At 35.6% G+C, this 17585-nt stretch carries 20 protein-coding genes, 1 pseudogene and 1 riboswitch; of the genes and pseudogenes, 12 read left to right on the top strand and 9 right to left on the bottom strand.

Annotated features, from left to right (window positions below):
- Positions 1-2: 2 nt before the first annotated feature.
- The 6 genes from B0E34_RS10000 to B0E34_RS09975 all read right to left on the bottom strand — a co-directional run bounded on the left by B0E34_RS10000 (position 3) and on the right by B0E34_RS09975 (position 4016).
- On the bottom strand, positions 3-599 hold the full coding sequence (locus B0E34_RS10000) for a Crp/Fnr family transcriptional regulator (protein WP_087709136.1): 597 nt from the start codon (positions 597-599) through the stop codon (positions 3-5).
- 188 nt (positions 600-787) lie between these two features.
- A complete protein-coding gene (locus B0E34_RS09995; RefSeq protein WP_087709134.1) occupies positions 788-1099 on the bottom strand; it encodes a barstar family protein in 312 nt (103 codons plus the stop codon).
- 88 nt (positions 1100-1187) lie between these two features.
- Positions 1188-1688 carry a ribonuclease domain-containing protein gene (locus B0E34_RS09990; protein ID WP_087709133.1) on the bottom strand — a complete coding sequence of 167 codons (501 nt, stop codon included), beginning with the start codon at positions 1686-1688 and terminating at the stop codon, positions 1188-1190.
- Positions 1689-1992: 304 nt separating this feature from the next.
- Entirely contained in the window at positions 1993-2784 is a 792-nt protein-coding gene (nadE, locus tag B0E34_RS09985) for an NAD(+) synthase (protein WP_087709132.1), read from the bottom strand.
- 64 nt (positions 2785-2848) lie between these two features.
- Positions 2849-3376, bottom strand: coding sequence for a GNAT family N-acetyltransferase (locus B0E34_RS09980; protein WP_185117455.1), 528 nt, complete (start codon positions 3374-3376; stop codon positions 2849-2851).
- A 4-nt stretch (positions 3377-3380) separates the two neighbouring features.
- Entirely contained in the window at positions 3381-4016 is a 636-nt protein-coding gene (locus tag B0E34_RS09975) for a leucine-rich repeat domain-containing protein (protein ID WP_228423049.1), read from the bottom strand.
- 54 nt (positions 4017-4070) lie between these two features.
- Between B0E34_RS09975 and gldB the strand changes: the two genes are divergently transcribed.
- The 11 genes and pseudogenes from gldB (at position 4071) to B0E34_RS09920 (ending at position 11767) form a co-directional block, all read left to right on the top strand.
- Positions 4071-5054, top strand: a complete 984-nt coding sequence (gldB, locus tag B0E34_RS09970; protein WP_087709130.1) for a gliding motility lipoprotein GldB — start codon at positions 4071-4073, stop codon at positions 5052-5054.
- Between the two features lie 55 nt (positions 5055-5109).
- The gene (gene gldC / locus B0E34_RS09965; protein ID WP_087709129.1) at positions 5110-5436 is read left to right on the top strand and encodes a gliding motility protein GldC; all 327 of its coding nucleotides are present in this window, start codon (positions 5110-5112) and stop codon (positions 5434-5436) included.
- A gap of 49 nt (positions 5437-5485) precedes the next feature.
- A complete protein-coding gene (locus B0E34_RS09960; protein ID WP_228423057.1) occupies positions 5486-6664 on the top strand; it encodes a cystathionine gamma-synthase in 1179 nt (392 codons plus the stop codon).
- Between the two features lie 376 nt (positions 6665-7040).
- Entirely contained in the window at positions 7041-7520 is a 480-nt protein-coding gene (locus B0E34_RS09955) for a nuclear transport factor 2 family protein (protein WP_087709127.1), read from the top strand.
- Positions 7521-7580: 60 nt separating this feature from the next.
- Complete coding sequence (locus tag B0E34_RS09950; RefSeq protein ID WP_087709126.1) at positions 7581-8021, top strand: GNAT family N-acetyltransferase; 441 nt, start codon at positions 7581-7583, stop codon at positions 8019-8021.
- A gap of 94 nt (positions 8022-8115) precedes the next feature.
- Positions 8116-8619: a DinB family protein gene (locus tag B0E34_RS09945; RefSeq protein WP_087709125.1), complete on the top strand. Its 504-nt coding sequence runs from the start codon at positions 8116-8118 to the stop codon at positions 8617-8619.
- A gap of 72 nt (positions 8620-8691) precedes the next feature.
- Positions 8692-9000, top strand: coding sequence for a GIY-YIG nuclease family protein (locus B0E34_RS09940; protein ID WP_087709124.1), 309 nt, complete (start codon positions 8692-8694; stop codon positions 8998-9000).
- A gap of 40 nt (positions 9001-9040) precedes the next feature.
- Positions 9041-9589, top strand: a complete 549-nt coding sequence (locus B0E34_RS09935; protein WP_087709123.1) for an L-threonylcarbamoyladenylate synthase — start codon at positions 9041-9043, stop codon at positions 9587-9589.
- 126 nt (positions 9590-9715) lie between these two features.
- Positions 9716-10033 (top strand): annotated as a pseudogene (locus tag B0E34_RS09930) (nuclear transport factor 2 family protein); the annotation flags it as partial.
- Positions 10034-10057: 24 nt separating this feature from the next.
- Entirely contained in the window at positions 10058-11479 is a 1422-nt protein-coding gene (locus B0E34_RS09925; RefSeq protein ID WP_087709121.1) for a CCA tRNA nucleotidyltransferase, read from the top strand.
- On the top strand, positions 11480-11767 hold the full coding sequence (locus B0E34_RS09920) for a hypothetical protein (RefSeq protein WP_087709119.1): 288 nt from the start codon (positions 11480-11482) through the stop codon (positions 11765-11767).
- A gap of 124 nt (positions 11768-11891) precedes the next feature.
- Here the strand turns inward: B0E34_RS09920 and B0E34_RS09915 are convergent, their stop codons facing one another.
- The 3 genes from B0E34_RS09915 to cdd all read right to left on the bottom strand — a co-directional run bounded on the left by B0E34_RS09915 (position 11892) and on the right by cdd (position 16398).
- Positions 11892-12938 (bottom strand): DUF5074 domain-containing protein, encoded by a 1047-nt coding sequence (locus B0E34_RS09915; RefSeq protein ID WP_087709117.1) that lies wholly within the window; start codon positions 12936-12938, stop codon positions 11892-11894.
- Positions 12939-12953: 15 nt separating this feature from the next.
- Positions 12954-14783, bottom strand: coding sequence for a TonB-dependent receptor plug domain-containing protein (locus B0E34_RS09910; RefSeq protein ID WP_087709115.1), 1830 nt, complete (start codon positions 14781-14783; stop codon positions 12954-12956).
- 31 nt (positions 14784-14814) lie between these two features.
- Positions 14815-14990, bottom strand: a riboswitch (cobalamin riboswitch).
- A gap of 925 nt (positions 14991-15915) precedes the next feature.
- A complete protein-coding gene (gene cdd, locus B0E34_RS09905) occupies positions 15916-16398 on the bottom strand; it encodes a cytidine deaminase (RefSeq protein ID WP_076396514.1) in 483 nt (160 codons plus the stop codon).
- 99 nt (positions 16399-16497) lie between these two features.
- On the opposite strand from cdd, the gene namA reads away from it, so the two are divergent.
- Positions 16498-17550, top strand: a complete 1053-nt coding sequence (namA, locus tag B0E34_RS09900; protein ID WP_087709113.1) for an NADPH dehydrogenase NamA — start codon at positions 16498-16500, stop codon at positions 17548-17550.
- Positions 17551-17585 lie beyond the last annotated feature (35 nt).

The following is a 17585-nucleotide window of genomic DNA, read 5'->3' as shown; positions in this document are numbered from 1 at the left end:
TTTTAAATATAAATTTTACTGTTGTCGATCTTTACCATATTCTGCTGTTCCATTTTTTTAATTGCGCGGATTACGGTTTCTATCCGCATTCCTGTGAGGGAGGCTAATTGCTGTCTTGTATAAGGAATCACAAAGGAAAATTGTTCTTCAAAACCAAAATGAGCTTTTACATGAGACATAATAAGAGTAAGCTTTGTAATCGGATCTCTGAACGAAAACGGTGCAGCAGTGATGTGTCTGTAACGCATACGGTCTGCGGTGTAAGAATACATAGTGAGAAGAAGTTCAGGTTTTTCTAATAAAAGTTGTAAGAATTTATTTTTTTCAAGTCTAATGATTTCACAATCTGTAATTGCAACTCCGCTTACAGCATACTTTTTATTGTGGAAAATATACGTTTCGGCGAGGCAATGACCATCGAAAGGAATTCCATGAATGAATTCTTTGCCGTCTTCCAAAAAGCTGCTTATTTTTACTGTTCCGGTTTTTATCTGCAGATAATATTTCGGAGTGCTTTCTTCCTTAAAAACATAATCGCCGGAATTATAGTGTTGCAGTTCAGCGCCATGAGAAAACAAAAGGTTTTCACAAATGATCATAAGTTTTTTACTATTAATTTGATCTAAAGTTAACAATTTGTGAAGTGTATTGAAAATTTATTAATACCACACAGATGCCTTAAATATGCCTTGATTTTAAGAAATGAATCATTGCTATTGGTATTTTTTTAAGATTAAACTTTAATGCATAAAAAAACCGCAGATTATTCCGCGGGTTGTAGATTATATTATTCTTCCTCTTCGTTTAAATCGTCTTCATCATCTTCATACTGTTCGAGAAAATAAGTGAACGTGAAGTCTTCCGTTTCTTCCTCAGCGTCTTCAAGCGTAAGAAGAAGATCTTCAAAAGTTTCAAGCTGATCGACCGTCATATTTACAAACTCAATATGAAGAGGCATTTCCAGTTCTCCTGTAATTACATCAGAAAGTGCATCCAGATTATCTCCGAAATGTTCAGGAAGTTTGATCTTTTCTTTCAGTTGGGCATAGAGATCTTCATAATCTCCGATGTCCGTAAAATCTATATATATTGTACTCATAACTTTATTTTTAATTTTAAATCAGTGAGTGTAAGTCATTGCGAGGAGCTAAGCACAGGCTAGTTTCGTTCCTCGCAATGACCAACAACTACTGCTTTTTAAAACTCTTATAATGGTTTTTCGTCAGATAAACATCGCCGTCTTTCGTGAAAACAATCCGGTCTGCATTTCTGTTTCCGCAATGATAGTTTACATCAGCTTCAAAATACTTTTCATCTTCAGGCAATGTTCTTTCCCTATTGCTGAAGTGATCTCCGCCAATTGCTTTTCCCGGCAAAACCTCACACAGATTCCCTTTAGAAGGATTCCAGCCTATCTTTCTTGCTTCATTTTTGGTGATGTAATACTCAGGAAGCTGATGATTTTTTTTAACATAAGCAATAACCTTTTTTTCTTCCGTCAACTGATCGATAGATTCCTGACTCGAATATGCCGAACCCGAAATCTCAGAACTGCCGTATTCAATTATTGGATTTTTAGAGGAAATTTCCTTTTTATCCGCAATGAAGTTGTTATAAACGTACATTACAGACATCCCGAAAAGAAGCCCTAAACAAATGAAAAATACAGATCTTATTTTACCATTCATAGTATTAAATTAAAAAATGTAATAATAAGTTTGTTTAAACTTTTATTAAACCGCAAAAGTACAAAAGACAATCTTAAAGCGAATTTCTATAATAACCAAAACGCTCAAAAGAATAAAAATCAAAAATTTTAAAAACTATTGTGAACTTTTTCATTTTATAATAATCAACTTTAAATAAAAGTTTAATTCATCTTTTGTGACTTTTGCGGTTAATTCTGAAATAGTTTAAACAACTTCAATGTATCAATCTATCTGTTTAGCAATCCATTGTTACATTGTTAAACTTTTAAATTGTTACATTAATTTATGCTCTCCAGTCTTCCGGAATATCGCAGATCGGAATCGGAACCATTTTATGTTTTGCCGCTTTATGCATTCTGTCGAAAATCTGGAAAACTTCTTTGTCTCTGCCTTCATAATCTTCTGCTGTTTTTGTTCCGTATTCTTTCTGGATTTTTTCCAGTTCAGGATAAGTTGCCCCGATCTGGTCTTCATCCGTTCTTTCTGCATCCCAAAGTCCGTCCGTAGGAATCGCATTCTGAATGCTTTCAATTAAATTTAAAGCTCTCGCCAGTTCATAAACTTCCGTTTTGTAAAGATCCGCGATTGGAGAAACATCCACACCGCCGTCGCCATATTTGGTGTAGAAACCAATTCCGAAATCTTCCACTTTATTTCCGGTTCCGCACACCAAAAGTCCGTGAAGCTGCCCGAAATAATATAAATTCAGCATTCTGAAACGTGATCTTGTATTCGCAAGAGCCAGATTGTTATTAGGATTTCCTTCTGAATGTGCGCTGACAATATTTTCAAAACTTTCGAAAACAGGAGTTAAGTTAACGGTTTCTGATTTTACGTTTGGAAATTTCTTTTTCAGATCCTCAATATGATCCTGCGCTCTGTTTACCTGATCTGCTTTTTGACGGATCGGCATTTCCAGAGCCAGAACTTCAAGCCCTGTCATCGCACAAAGAGTAGAAACGACACCCGAATCCACACCTCCCGAAACTCCGATTACATATCCGTTTACTTTTGCTTTTACTGCATAATCTTTCAGCCAGTTTACAATATGGTCTATAACTTTTTGTGTCTGCATTGTTTATATTTTGTCTGTTTTTATTTAAAGAAATTCAAAATTAAAAATTAAAAATTCTGAATGTTTATTTGATGTAATTTTGATGTTGAAGTTCATACCAGAAGCAAATTCCGTCCGGTTCGGTGAATTCGCCGGTTTTTTCAAAGCCTAATTTTCTTAAAATATGATTGGAACCTTCGTTTTCAGAATGGGTATGAGCATAAATGGTTTCAGCTTTCAGATCATTAAATCCAAAATCAAGCGAAGCTTTTGCCGATTCCAGCGCATAACCTTTTCCCCAGTATTCCGGGATGAAACGATAGCCGAGATCGTAAATGTTATTGTAACCGTTTATTTCCTGAGTAATTAATTTCAGTCCGCTCCAGCCGATCAGCAGTCCGCTTTCTTTTTCAATTACTGCAAGTCTTCCGACACCGTTATCAAGATATTGCTGCTGAATCATTTTAATTACATTTTCAGATTCGGTGATGTCGGAAAGAGGAGGTATTCCGATGTATTTCATCACTTCAGGATCGGAGTCGAGGAGAAACAGACGTTCTGCATCTGTTTCTTCAAATTTTCTCAGAATAAGTCTTTGTGTTTCTAAATGCATAAAATTACTGTTGCTGAAATCCGAAAATCGTTACATTGGCTGCTCCTTTTTTAATGTCTGTTTCCTTGATCGGATTTTTCGTCACGTTTAAGGTTTCCAGATTTATATTTTGGGAAATATCTAATTTTTGAATCAGATTATGCTCAAGATTTAACTTTTTCAAATATTTAAGCGAGCTTAGATCAATGGTCTTTATTTTATTTAAAGATACGGTTAATTGATCAATTCTGGGCGTCGTTTTCAGCGAAATATTTTCAATCTGATTGTTGTCGAGATACAATGATGCCAGAATTTTTAGATTTTCTGCCTTAAAATTTGAAATTTTACATCCTGTACACGAAAAAAGCTGGAGATGATCCAAATTTTTCAGGGAAAGATTTACAATGCTGTTGTCGTCCAGTACGATCATTTTAGCATTTTTAAAATAAGGAAGATCTTCTGCATTTGTAATGCCTTTATTCACTAAAAATAAATTTTCAATTCTGTCGGCTTCAAACTGATTCATTTTTCCGTCTTTGTTCAGGTCAAAATTTTCAATCACCGCTTTTTCAAGATTTTTATCTTTAAAAATGAGGCTTTGACTGTAAAAACAGGATACAGAGAAAATAAGAATGAGGATCGGAATTATTTTATTTTTCATCATTACATTATGTTTAAATCCGTATTTTTGTACACTTAAATTTCATGTAAAAGTATGAAGATTTTCAGAATTACTGCACTTTCTTTAGTATTAATTTTAGGATTGAATTCCTGCAAAAAAGAATCTCAGAATCAATGGAACGTAGAGATTACAACTCCTGCGGAAAAAGTAGAAATTACAGATATTTCCAAAGAACTCTACGATCCGAATGTTTCGTCGGAAAGTTTTAAAGCTAAATTTCCTTGGTTTCAGGGAACGGTAAGCGATGCAGATTTTGCCAAAAGAAGAGCAGATCCTGAAGAAATTAAAATTTACAAGGAGGCTACTTCAAAAATAGATCAGAAAAAACTGCAGACCGATCTTCAGGATTTGTTTTCGCACATCAGATTTTATTTTCCTTCCTTTAAAAGTCCGAAAGTATTTTTGTTTTCATCGGCTTTGCAGATGGTTCAGGATCCTATTTTTTATGATGCCAAAGGAAATCAGCTTTTTATTGATATGACAGGCTTTATGGGAGACGGAAACGCCAATTACAAAGGGCTGGAAATGTACTTCCAGAAATCCATGAACCCGAATAATATAGTTCCGAAAGTAGCACAGATTTTCGCGGAAGGTTTTGTGAAAGAATCTCCGGATCATCAGAAATTTATTGATATGATGATTCTCAACGGTAAAATCATGATTCTTAAAGACGCTTTTTTACCCACATATCCGGAATATCTGAAAATGAACTACACCCAGAAGCAATATGAATGGGCAGTCTCCAACGAAGCCAACATCTGGAATTATTTCGTGGAAAATAATATCATTTTTGGAGACGATCACAGATTGGAAGACCGTTTTATCGCTCCGGGACCATTCTCGAAATTTTATACGGAAATTGATAACGAATCTTCTCCGCAGATTGCCATATTCACAGGATGGCAGATCTGTAAAGAATATCTGAAGCAAAAACCTGAAACCAAACTTCAGGATTTCTTAGGATTAGATGCAACCGTGATCTTTAACCAGTCTGGCTATAAACCGAAAGTAAAATAATACGCTGAATGTAAAATATTTGGCAAACAATATACAGTAGAATAAATAGAAAATTATGAGAAAAACTCAGATTACGATAGATGTAGAACTGGATGAAAACCACATTCCAGAAAACATCACCTGGAACGCACAGGATGGCGGAATTGAAAAAGAAGAAACAAAAGCAACCATGATCTCGGTTTGGGACGAAAAAAATATGGAAGCTTTGAGAATTGATCTCTGGACAAAAGAAATGCCGGTGGATCAGATGAAAATGTTCATTCACCAGGTGCTTGTTTCTATGGGGAATACCTACCAAAGAGCAACAGGTGAAGAAGATGTGGCACAATGGTTGGAGCAGATGGCAGAAGAGTTCGCAATAAAATCGGCGATAAAAATGTAAAAAAAGCGGGATGATGGAAGCCTGATGTTAGAAGTTTACAAAAGCATCCATCTTCCATCATCCAGCCTCAAATCAAAAATATAAAACAATGAATTTTAATACAAAAGTAATACACGGAGGACAGCATCACGAATCTGCAACGGGTTCTGTGAATGTACCTGTATTTTTAACGTCTACCTTCGCACAGAAAAGTCCGGGAGTACATTCCGGTTACGAATATTCCAGAGCGGCAAACCCTACAAGACAGGCTTTGGAAGACTCTTTGGCAAGCATCGAAAACGGAGCGAGAGGTCTGGCTTTCGGTTCCGGTCTGGCGGCAATCGACTGTGTTTTAAAATTATTAAATCCGGGAGATGAAGTGGTTGCAGTAGACGATTTGTACGGAGGAACGTACAGAATGTTCACCAGACTTTTCGAAAAATATCAGTTGAAATTTACCTTCGTGAATTTTGATGATGTTTCTAAGATCAATGACGTTATTACAGATAAAACAAAACTAATCTGGATTGAAACGCCAACCAATCCTTTAATGAAACTGGTTGATATTAAAGCAGTTGTTGATGTTGCCAAAGGAAAAGATATTCTGGTTGCAGTGGATAACACTTTTGCTACACCTTATCTTCAGAGACCGATTGATTTGGGAGCCGATATCGTTATGCACTCTGCAACAAAATACTTGGGAGGTCACTCCGATGTTATTGCGGGAGCTTTAATTGCAAAAGATGCCGAACTTGGAGAAAACCTTCACTTCATTCAGTTTGCAAGCGGAGGAATTTTAGGGCCTCACGATTCTTATTTGGTGTTGAGAGGAATTAAAACACTGGCTTTAAGAGTTCAGAGACATTCTGAAAACGGAATGGCTGTTGCAAAATACCTTGAATCTCATCCTGCTGTTGATCAGGTAATTTACCCTGGATTAGAATCTCATCCACAACATGAACTGGCAAAATCTCAGATGAAAGATTTCGGAGGAATGGTTTCCTTCACTTTTAAATCAGGTAAAAAAGAAGATGCCATCAAATTTTTAGAAAGAGTAAAAGTGTTCACTTTAGCTGAATCTTTGGGTGGAGTAGAATCTCTTGCCAATCATCCTGCTTTGATGACTCATGCTTCCATTCCTGCAGAAAAACGTGCAGAATTGGGAATTACAGACGATTTGGTTCGTTTAAGTGTAGGAATCGAAGATGCAGAAGATCTTATCGCAGATCTGGAAAGAGCTTTTTCTTAGTTTAAAAACAATTTATAACACTTTGCCATTCTGTATAGAACGAATTGGAGTAAAGAATCTAAATAGAATTTATTTAAATTTTTGGAGCTATTTCCCGCTTTCCACTATATCTTTTGCTACGCTTTGCTTCACAAAAGGATGCCGTTGCAATCGTGGCTAGGATTGTAGTCAATTCTTTCAGTATTTGAAAAATACAATTAAAGTTTGTCATCCTGAAAGGATCTTTAGATAGTATTAGAAAATTGCTTGAAAAAATTAGAGCCGAGATTCCTGCGGAATGACAAACGTTGGAATAGAAATTCAAAAATTTATTAAAAAAGATTCTTCCTAACGTCAGAATGACAGAGTGTTGAACAACATTTTAAAATAAAACATAATGAGAAAGATCCAGATTTTATTCCTGTTAATGGTAAGCCAGATTGCTTTTTCTCAGGTTAAAAATACCGACGAACTGTACAAAACGGCGAAAAAATTAGATAGTCTGATATTCGATATCGGATTCAATAAATGCGATCTTTCTCATTATGATTCTATCGTAAGCGACGACTTGGAATTCTACCACGATAAAGGCGGAATTACTTCCGGAAAAGAAGCCTTTAAAGCCTCCATTAAAAATAATATTTGTGGCGGACCCAACAAAGTGAAACGCGAACTGATTCCAAATTCCATGAAAGTATATCCTTTGTACAACAATAATGCTCTGTATGCTTTCATTCAGGAAGGAGAACATGATTTTGCTGAATTTTACAACGGAAAATGGAACAAGGGAAGCCGTGCAAAATTTACCATTCTCTGGATTCTGGACGGAAAAGACTGGAAAATGAAACACGTTCTCAGCTACGATCATCATTTATAATCTACTTTGTCAAAAGTTTATGAAGTTTTTTGTGCTTTGACAAAGTTTTAAACTCCCATTATGACAAGAAAAGCCCAACTTGCAGATGTACAGCATTTAGCTGAACTGTTCGATCAGTACAGGATCTTTTATCATAAAGATTCCGATATTCATGCTGCGGAAAAATTTTTAACAGAAAGAATTGAAAATAGCGATTCCGAAATTTTTGTTGCCGAAAATGAAGGGAAATTAGTCGGTTTTGTTCAGTTGTATCCGTTATTTTCCTCCACAAGAATGAAAAGATACTGGCTTTTGAATGATTTGTATGTGAATGAAAATTATCGTGGAAAAGGGTTTTCAAAACAACTGATTGAAGCATCCCAAGAAATGGCAAAATCAACAGATGCCGCCGGAATTCTTCTTGAAACCGGAAAATCCAATGATATCGGAAACAAGCTTTACCCAAGCTGCGGATTCGAAATCTACGATGAAGTGAATTTTTACGAATGGAAGATTTCATAACGTAACAATTTACCAGAGTAACAGTTTACGAAATCTTAATTGTTACTAAAATATTACTCATTACCAATTACCAATTACTTATTATTCATTATATATGACTGATTTTCAAAAATACGTTCAAAGATATTTAGACTTAATTCCTTCTGAAAACTGGCTGGAAGAACTGAAAAAATCCGGAGAAAAAACGGTTGAAATTTACTCAAAGCTTTCAGAAGAACAATCTCTTTTTGCCTACGCGGAAGGAAAATGGACGCTGAAAGAACTCCTTCTGCATTTATCCGATACCGAAAGAATCTTTCAGTACAGAATATTGGCTTTTGCAAGAGGCGACCAAAATGAATTGCCGGGTTTTGATGAGGAATTGTACGCTAAACAGTCTTTCGCGAATGAAAGAACACTAAGTTCATTATTGGAAGAATATCAACTGATCAGAAAATCTTCTCAGATTCTTTTAGAAACTGCAAATTCCGAAGCCTTAAAAAATGTAGGATTCGCCAACGGAAACCAGATTTCTGCCGAAACCATCGGAAAATTAATTGTTGGTCACAATATTCATCATCTGAATATTATTGAGGAAAGGTATTTGCCGAAGTTGTAAAGTTTTTTAATTTTATGTCATTGCGAGGAGCGAAGCGACGAAGCAATCTCATAATTTTAAAGATGAACACAAATGAAACCAGGCTTTGTTTATATTATGGCCAATAAAAACAATACGGTTCTTTACGCTGGGGTAACATCAAATTTACCAAAAAGAATTTATCAGCATAAAGAAAAGATTTTTGAACTAAGCTTTACATCTAAATATAATATTGACAAACTTGTCTATTGGGAATCATTTCAGGAAATAGGAGATGCTATTTTTAGAGAAAAACAAATTAAAGCAGGTTCGAGACAGAAAAAAATTGATTTAATAAATTCAATTAATCCGGAGTGGAGAGATTTGACAGAAGATATTAAAGATATTCTCAATCCTTTTTGAGATTTCTTCGTCGCTTCGCTCCTCGCAATGACAGAAAAAAATGGAAAAAATAATAGAAATTTTAAAATCCGGCGGCACAATTCTTTACCCAACAGACACCATTTGGGGAATCGGTTGTGATGCTACCAATATAGAAGCCGTAAACAAAATATTTGACATCAAAAAACGGGAAAAAAACAAATCCATGATCATCTTGGTGGAATCTGAAAAAAGATTACAGGATTTGGTTGATGTTCCGGAAATGGCTTGGGAAATTATTGATCTGAGCGAAAAGCCCGTAACAATTGTTTATGAAAACCCAAGAGGATTGCCAAAAGAATTGTTGGCTGAAGACGGAAGCATCGGAATCCGTCTGGTAAAAAATGACTTCTGCAAAAAACTGATTACAAAACTCAACAAACCTTTGGTTTCTACTTCTGCCAATTTCAGTGGAGAAAAAAGTCCGTTAAAATTCTCGGATATTTCTCCTGAAATGATTGATCTTGTAGACTATGCAGTAGAAGAAGACCGCGAAAAAGTTTCAAAATATTCGGGTTCGTCGGTAATAAAAGTCTGGAGCGACAACAGAATAAAAGTTCTCAGAGAATAATCGACCTTTATCATATATTTTAAAGTCTTATTCATCCGCATCGGCAGGATTTCTTTTTTTAGTTTTATCTTTGCAGAACTTCAATTTTAAAACAATTGCGATGGATCACAAAAGTTTGCTGAAGAATGGATTAAAGCATGGAATTCGCATGATCTGGATATTATTTTATCTCATTATTCGGATGATATAGAGATCGTTACGCCGATGATAAAATTAGCAACAGGAGGAGAAGAAAGTTCTTTAAAAGGAAAATCTGCGGTTCGCGGATATTGGAAGGAAGCGCTGGAAAAATATCCTGATCTTCACTTCGAGCTTATAAAATCTACGGCAGAAGTAGATTCTGTGGCTTTATTTTACAAATCCATTATGGATAAGCATGCGATGGAAGTGATGTTTTTTAATGAAGACGGAAAAATTAATAAAATGTATGCTCATTACGATTAATGAACGGCATTAGCGTATTAGAAAATGAAAATTAACCTTACTCAAAATAAAAATTTAAAACTTTTCAAAATCATTTCGGAGGTTGCAGCCCGAAACAACCAGTCTGTGTATGTCGTCGGAGGCTATGTACGCGATCTTTTGATGAAAAGAAAAGCATCCACGGATATTGATTTTGTGACCGAACAAAGCGGTATTGAACTTGCCCAAAACGTAGGAAAAGAAATTGATCCGAAAATGAAAGTTTCGGTTTTCAAAACGTATGGGACAGCGATGATCAAATACAAAGATCTTGAGCTTGAATTCGTAGGCGCAAGAAAGGAAAGCTACACCGAAAACAGCCGTAAACCGGAAGTGGAAGGCGGAACCATTGAGGACGACCAGAAAAGAAGAGATTTTACGGTAAATGCAATGGCAATTTCGTTAAATCAGGATAGTTTTGGTGAACTAATCGATCCTTTCAACGGAATGGATGATCTGGAAAAAGGAATTTTAAGAACGCCTCTCGAACCTGCACAAACCTATTCTGATGATCCGTTGAGAATGATGAGAGCCATCCGTTTTGCCTCTACGCTTCAGTTTCAGATCGAAGATAAATCTTTGGAAGCCATTAAGCAGGAAGCCGAAAGAATAAAAATTGTTTCGATGGAAAGAATCATGGTGGAATTTAATAAAATCATGCTTTCCAAAAAGCCATCTGTTGGTCTGAAATTAATGGAACAGACAGGTTTAATGAAATTAATTATTCCTGAACTGATTGATCTGAAAGGAGTAGAAGAAGTGGAAGGACAAACCCATAAAGACAATTTTTACCATACTTTGGAAGTGGTAGACAATATTTCTGAAAACACCGATAATCTGTGGCTTCGTTGGTCTGCATTGCTTCACGACATCGGAAAAGCACCGACCAAAAAATTCGTTGAAGGAACAGGATGGACGTTTCACGGACATGAGTTTTTAGGCTCAAAAATGGTAAAAACATTATTCCAGAGACTGAAACTGCCTTTAGGTCCGGACATGAAATATGTTCAGAAAATGGTAAAACTTTCGTCTCGACCGATTGCTCTGATTACCGATGATGCTTCGGATTCTGCATTGCGAAGATTACTGTTTGATGCAGGAGAAAATATGGAAGATCTTTTCACTCTTTGTAAAGCCGATATTACGACCAAAAATTCTAAAAAGCAGGAGAAATTCAAGAAAAATTTTGAATATGTTGCTGTTAAGATTAGAGAAGTTGAGGAAAAAGATCAGGTAAGAAATTTTCAGCCGCCAATTTCAGGAGAAGAAATTATGGCAATGTTTAATTTAAAACCGGGTCGCGAGATCGGAATTTTAAAGGAAAAAGTAAAAGAAGCCATTCTGGAAGGCGAAATTGGAAATGACAGCGAGGAAGCGAGAACTTTCGTGATTGCTGAAGCGGAAAAGCTTGGATTGACACTTGCCTAAATGCTTTTCGGGACATTTGATTATATTATTTTAGTATTGATTTTCCTTTTTAACATTGTTGTCTGGAAATTTAAAATAATTAAAAAACGCAACTGGATTTTATATCTGGTTGCGTTTTTATTTTTTGGATTTGTTATTCCGCTTTTATCTGTTGATTTTGAAATTGAAAAAGCGACAAAAGATCAGCCAATTGTTGATAATTTCACGCTTTTATATACCTATTTCAGATTTCCGGTCTGGTGGTTTATTGGCATTCTTCAGCTTCTTACTTTAAGGAAAAGAGATTGAGTATTTCAACCAAGCCGATAAATTCAAAAAATAAATATTCAGTTCTTATTATAGCAAAAAACCTTAAAAGATTACGGCGGAGCTGAAAGCTCCGCCGTAATCTTTTAATATTATTTCAAAAAAATTAATTCACATAAGCAGCATTAGATCCGATTCCTGTTACGAATTTTTTCAGAACTGTTCCTGAAGTGTTATATACTGTAACTTCAGATGGAGCGGTAAAACCTTTTACATCGGCTGCAAAGATTTTTCCGTCTTTTACAGAGAAGCCATACAGCGTAAAATATTGTCCTCCGTCTACAAAATTATTGATTAGAGGAGCAGAAGGAGCCGTTGTCGAATTCATATCCATTGTATAAATCTTGTTGGCAGAGGTGAAGTAATATTTTCCACCATCAATTTCAAGATTTCTTGCATTGGCGATACCAGTTAAAGTCGTAGTTTTTGTAATCGTTCCTGCAGGAGAAATTTCATAAATGTAAGAATTAGATGCTCCTGAAGCAATTACATACACATTGTTATTGTAACTGATGGTTTTTTCGATCTCACCGTTAGGAACAGCAACCGTATTAATGATCTCATTGGTTGAAGTATTGATTCTTGTAAGCGTACTTCCGTAGCTGTAAGTAGCATTCTGCACAAATACCGTTCCTCCTGCTTCTACCACTCTTTCCGCTGTAGAAGTGGAAGCGAAAGGAATTTTCTTCACAAAAGAAAGATCAGAAAGCTTGTAAACATTCACATATTTTCCTCCGTTATACTTATCGTTAGAAACATAAAGATTTCCGTTGCTGATCGTCATATATCTCGGATTATCCAGTTGTGCCGTAATTTCTCCGGTTTTTTTGAAATTATAACGGTTAACAACCTGTACTTTATTCGAATTATTCAGAAGCAAAAAAGCCCTGTCGTCACTGAATGTGATCGTCTGCAAAACATCACCCAGATTTTCGTTATTATTTTTCTTATAAATATCGTTTTCCAATACAGAAAGATCTTTAGAAATAAAAGAAACACTCGCTGTAGGTGTTCCGAAGTTACCTTCATTCGCAATAAAATATCCGTTTTCATAATCACCTCGCGACGGCATTACATATTCATCATCACTACATGAAACATTAATCACAAGGATTAAAGCCAGTAAAAGCTGAAAAAGTCTGTTGAATTTCATAATATAATAATTGATTTAAAAATTTAAGTTGATGTAAAAACTGTAGTTTCTTTTAGGTAATGGATAATAAGCCATCGTTTCATAGATCTCATCGGTAATATTATTTACCCTCAATCCTAAAGTATACTTTTTGGCAACAGTTGCAGACAATCCTGCATTCAGGACGAAATATGGTTTTATAAGATAATCGTTATTCTCATCAGAAGTGGTAAAAGTCTTACCTGTAAACATTCCCTGAACATACAGATTCATAAATCGGTACTGATAATCTGCATTCCCGAAAACCTTATGAAGAGGAACATACATCAGCTGATTTTTCGTCTCAAGATCTACAGATCTCGTATAGCTGTATCCCGTATTTATTTTTAAAGAATGTTCCTTTGAAAACTTTTGCTGAAATCCAATTTTAGACTCAAGACCATAAGACTCAACATTTCTTACGTTTCTTGGTGACCAATATCCCATAGAAGTGGGAATCCATTGGATCATATCCTTTATTTTCATGTAATAAGGCGTGAGACTCAACATGAATTTTCCGAACGCCAATTCGTGGCTCATTTCAGTCTGCAAAGACGTTTCTGCTTTCAGATCTAAATTTCCACCCGGATTCCAGTAAAGATCATTAAAAGAAGGAAACCTGAAATTCTTTGAAAAACTTGCCCCTAAACTGTACCAGTCAGAAACCTTCCATTTACCAGAAAAAGAATAGAGTAAAGGCGATTCTATATTTTCAATAAAATCCTTCTTGATTCCGGCTTCCAGTCTCAGCTTCTGGGTAGGAAAATATCTGAACAATCCTGCAACAGAATAAATATTTCTTCTTACATTCTCAATTCCGGATTGATAGCCTTCCCCTTTATTGATCTGAAACTCTCCGATAAGATTAACATTCAGTTTAGGCGTGATGAAATAATTGAAATCATCTTTAAAAATAAAGTTTTTTCCCGTTCCGCCACTGGTTTTAGGAGCATCAAAAACCCCGAAATACTGGAAGTTTTCTTCCGTGTAAGCCGCTTTCAGACTGTTTGAGATCGATTTCGAATTCACATCGTGGGTAAGAAGGCTTCGGAAAGTCTGCGCTGCATATTTCGTACGATTGCCGTTTTCCGTGAAGATCGGATAATTCTGTTCCGCGTCGTACAACTGACTTTGCCAAGAAATTTTCTGATTTCGGGCAATTTTATAGCTAAAACCTATATTCGCTGTACCGTTAAAATATTTACCGTTTCGGTTGATATACTGCTTTTCAGGAACCTCATAATTATTTTGACTGATGAAATAATTTCCGGATGCTTTAAAACTGAAACCCGCATTACTGAAAGAAGTTTTGAAATAATTCTGAAACGTCTCATAAGAAGCCACTTCACTATGTAAAGTTGCATGAAAACCCTCATTAAATTTCAGCTCATTGTTAAGGTGAATACTTCCTCCGATCGCTCCGCTTCCGTAAACCACACTTCCGCCGCCGGCTTTCACTTCAAGCGCATCGTAGCCGAAAATCGCGATATTATTAACATCTCCCTGTCCTAAAAAAATAGAATTAATATTAATCCCATTCCACACAAAAGCAGTCTGCTGCGCCGTTGTTCCCCTGAAAGAAGGCGAAGAAACCGCACCGCGGCCATTTTCCTTAATATAAACAGGTGACTGAAAACGCAGCGTCTCAGAAAGATTGGCGGAATTTTTTTCAATGTCTTTGGGAGTAATTGTAGTAACCGGATGAAAAAGTTTTACCTTATTCATCTGATTGTCAAAAACATAAACGGTGTCAATAGCTTTCTCCTGTGCGTAAAGAAAACAACCGTATGATGCAAAAAGCAGTACTAAAGATCTTTTTAAAGCCATTCCTATTTTACTTTTCCTCCGAAAGCAATGTTTTTAAGATTACATTTTGGCAGGTCTCCTGACTTTCGCTTTCTACACCTTCCCGTTTTCACAGTGGTTTATCGTAGAAATCTTATATGCGATTTACAGTTGCGGGGACAGTTTGGGATTTTCGCCCAATTCCCTTTTCATTCCAAATTAATGGAAACCAAAATTTTTGCAAAGATAACTTTTTTAATTTATTGACAAAAAAAATACCCATTAAGTATCTTTTTAATAAAACAATGATTTGTTGCATTACATACGAAAAACAATTTCAGGAGCTTTTTCCAGCTTTCGCTACTCGCTTTTTTTGGATTCGGCGGCGGCAAAAGCCGCCGCCGAATCCAAAAAAGAGCTCAGACATGCCGCTCAATCTGGGCTAGGAAAATAAAACCGCAGAAAATAAAAATTTTTATAAAATTCAGATTCTATTGAAAAATAAATAATAATTTTCAGTCAGAATTATTTAAAATGTATTAAAAACTTACTTTAAGTTTCTTTAAATTCATTTTAAATTTAGCCGCAAAAAAGACAAAAGACTTTATTGAATTTATTTAAGGTATTTCAAAAGTCTGCAAAGAGAAAAAAAAATAATTTTTAAACTTATGTGCTCTTTTTTTCTATTGAAAGATTAAACTTAAAAAACTAAAGTGTTTAAATCTTTTGCATCTTTTGTGGTAAAAAGCATAAACAAGTTTTTTAATTACTTTAAAATAAGCATCACTAAGGAAGAAAATCATAGATTTTCAAAAACTAATGGGTTCTTCTATTTTAAATACGCATCATTCAAAATCTCATGTGACTTATGTGATGAAAGAAAGTCCCTTCTTAAAAAACTTTCCTTTAAATAAAAATCCAACCTGAATTCTTATTTACTATTATTTAAACATTTTAAAAGTCTGTTTAAATTTTATTTAACCGCAAAAGTCACAAAAGATCTACTAAATTTTTTATTTAAAGTTGATTATTATAAATGAAAAAGAAAACAATAGTTTTTAAAAATCTTTGATTTTTATTCTTTTGAGCGCTTTGATTATTCTGGAAATTCACTCTAATATTATCTTTTGTCCCTTTTGCGGTTAATTCTGAAATTAGTTTAAACAAGTTTTAACTATAAAAAAGTACCGTCAAAATAAAACGGCAGAAGATCCTTAATAGAATGTACCTTTACCACCTCATCATTCAGATTAGAAAAATAAAGCTCAATATTTTCATTCTGCTTCGTTTCATATTCAATAATACTCTGTCTGCACGATCCGCATGGCGGAATCGGTGGATTTTTCTCAGAAAACTCCTTCGGTCCGCCTACAATAAAGATTTTCTTTATTTTTTCAGACGGAAAATTTGCCCCGATCCAGAACAAAGCCGTTCTCTCCGCGCAAAGTCCCGAAGGATACGCCGCATTCTCCTGATTGTTCCCGGTGTAGATCTCTCCGTTTTCCAGAAGCACAGAACAGCCAACCAGAAAATGAGAGTAGGGAGCATAAGCATTCTCGCGAGCTTCTTTCGCTTTTGCAAATAATTTTTTTTCTATATCGTTCAGTTCGCCTTTATTGTTAAAATATTCGTAACTGATATGAGTTTCTTTTTTCATATATTGTGGGTTTAAAAAAAGGGGGATAAATTTACTTTTTTTTCATGAGGTGGGCAACACCATCACATTCTTTAAAAATTTTAAAAATCAGATCAAAAAATGTTATACACTCCAATCAGATTCAGAAATGTTGAATTGAAAAACCGTTGGGTAATGTCTCCAATGTGTATGTATTCTTCCGAAAACGGATTAGCCAACGATTTCCATTTTGTGCATTACGGAAGCAGAGCGCAGGGCGGAACAGGATTAATCATCGTTGAAGCAACGGGAGTAGAACCGCGCGGAAGAATTACCAACCACTGTATGGGAATCTGGAACGACGAACAGGCAGAAAAACTCCAGAAAATTGTAGAATTTGTACACCGGAACTCAGAAACCAAAATAGGCATTCAGCTTGCGCATGCCGGAAGAAAAGGATCTGCATGGAACAATGTACAGATCCCTATTGAAGAAGGCTGGGAAACCATCGCACCAAGTCCGATTCCGTATCATCCGACCGAAAGAATTCCACATGTTTTAACCATCGAGGAAATCAAAGAACAGGTTGAGAATTTCAGACAGGCAGCAAGAAGATCTGTAGATGCAGGTTTCGATGTCATAGAGATTCACGCGGCACACGGTTATCTTATCCATCAGTTTTTATCACCGCTTTCCAATATCAGAACCGATGAATACGGGGGAAGTTTCGAGAACAGAATACGGTTTTTAGTTGAAATCGTAGACGCCGTGAATGAAGAATTAAATGAAAATGTAGCCTTATTTGTAAGAATTTCCGGAACCGAGTATGCAGAAAACGGCTGGGAAATAGAAGACAGTGCTGAGCTTGCTAAAATCCTTAAAAATCATTCGGTAGACTTGGTTGATGTTTCCAGCGGAGGAAATATTCACGGAGTAAAAATTCCGGTTCATGATGGTTATCAGGTTCCGCTTGCTTCGCAGGTTAAAAATGAGGCAGAAACAAAAACGGGAGCAGTAGGATTAATTACAAAAGTCAATCAGGCAGAGGAAATTCTGCAAAAAGGAGAGGCAGATTTAATATTTATCGCAAGAGAAAGCTTAAGAAATCCTTACATCGCAGTACAGGGTTCCTTTGAAATGGATGAAGAATGCTTCTTTCCACATCAGTATTTAAGAGCAAAAATTTCTAAGTAAATTTTTATATATTTGAGAATCATAACATCATATTA

The sequence above is a fragment of the Chryseobacterium mucoviscidosis genome (genome assembly GCF_002177115.1).
GTDB lineage: Bacteria > Bacteroidota > Bacteroidia > Flavobacteriales > Weeksellaceae > Chryseobacterium > Chryseobacterium mucoviscidosis.
Note: the sequence above shows the minus strand (reverse complement) of the source record. Positions and strands in the feature narration are given on the sequence as shown.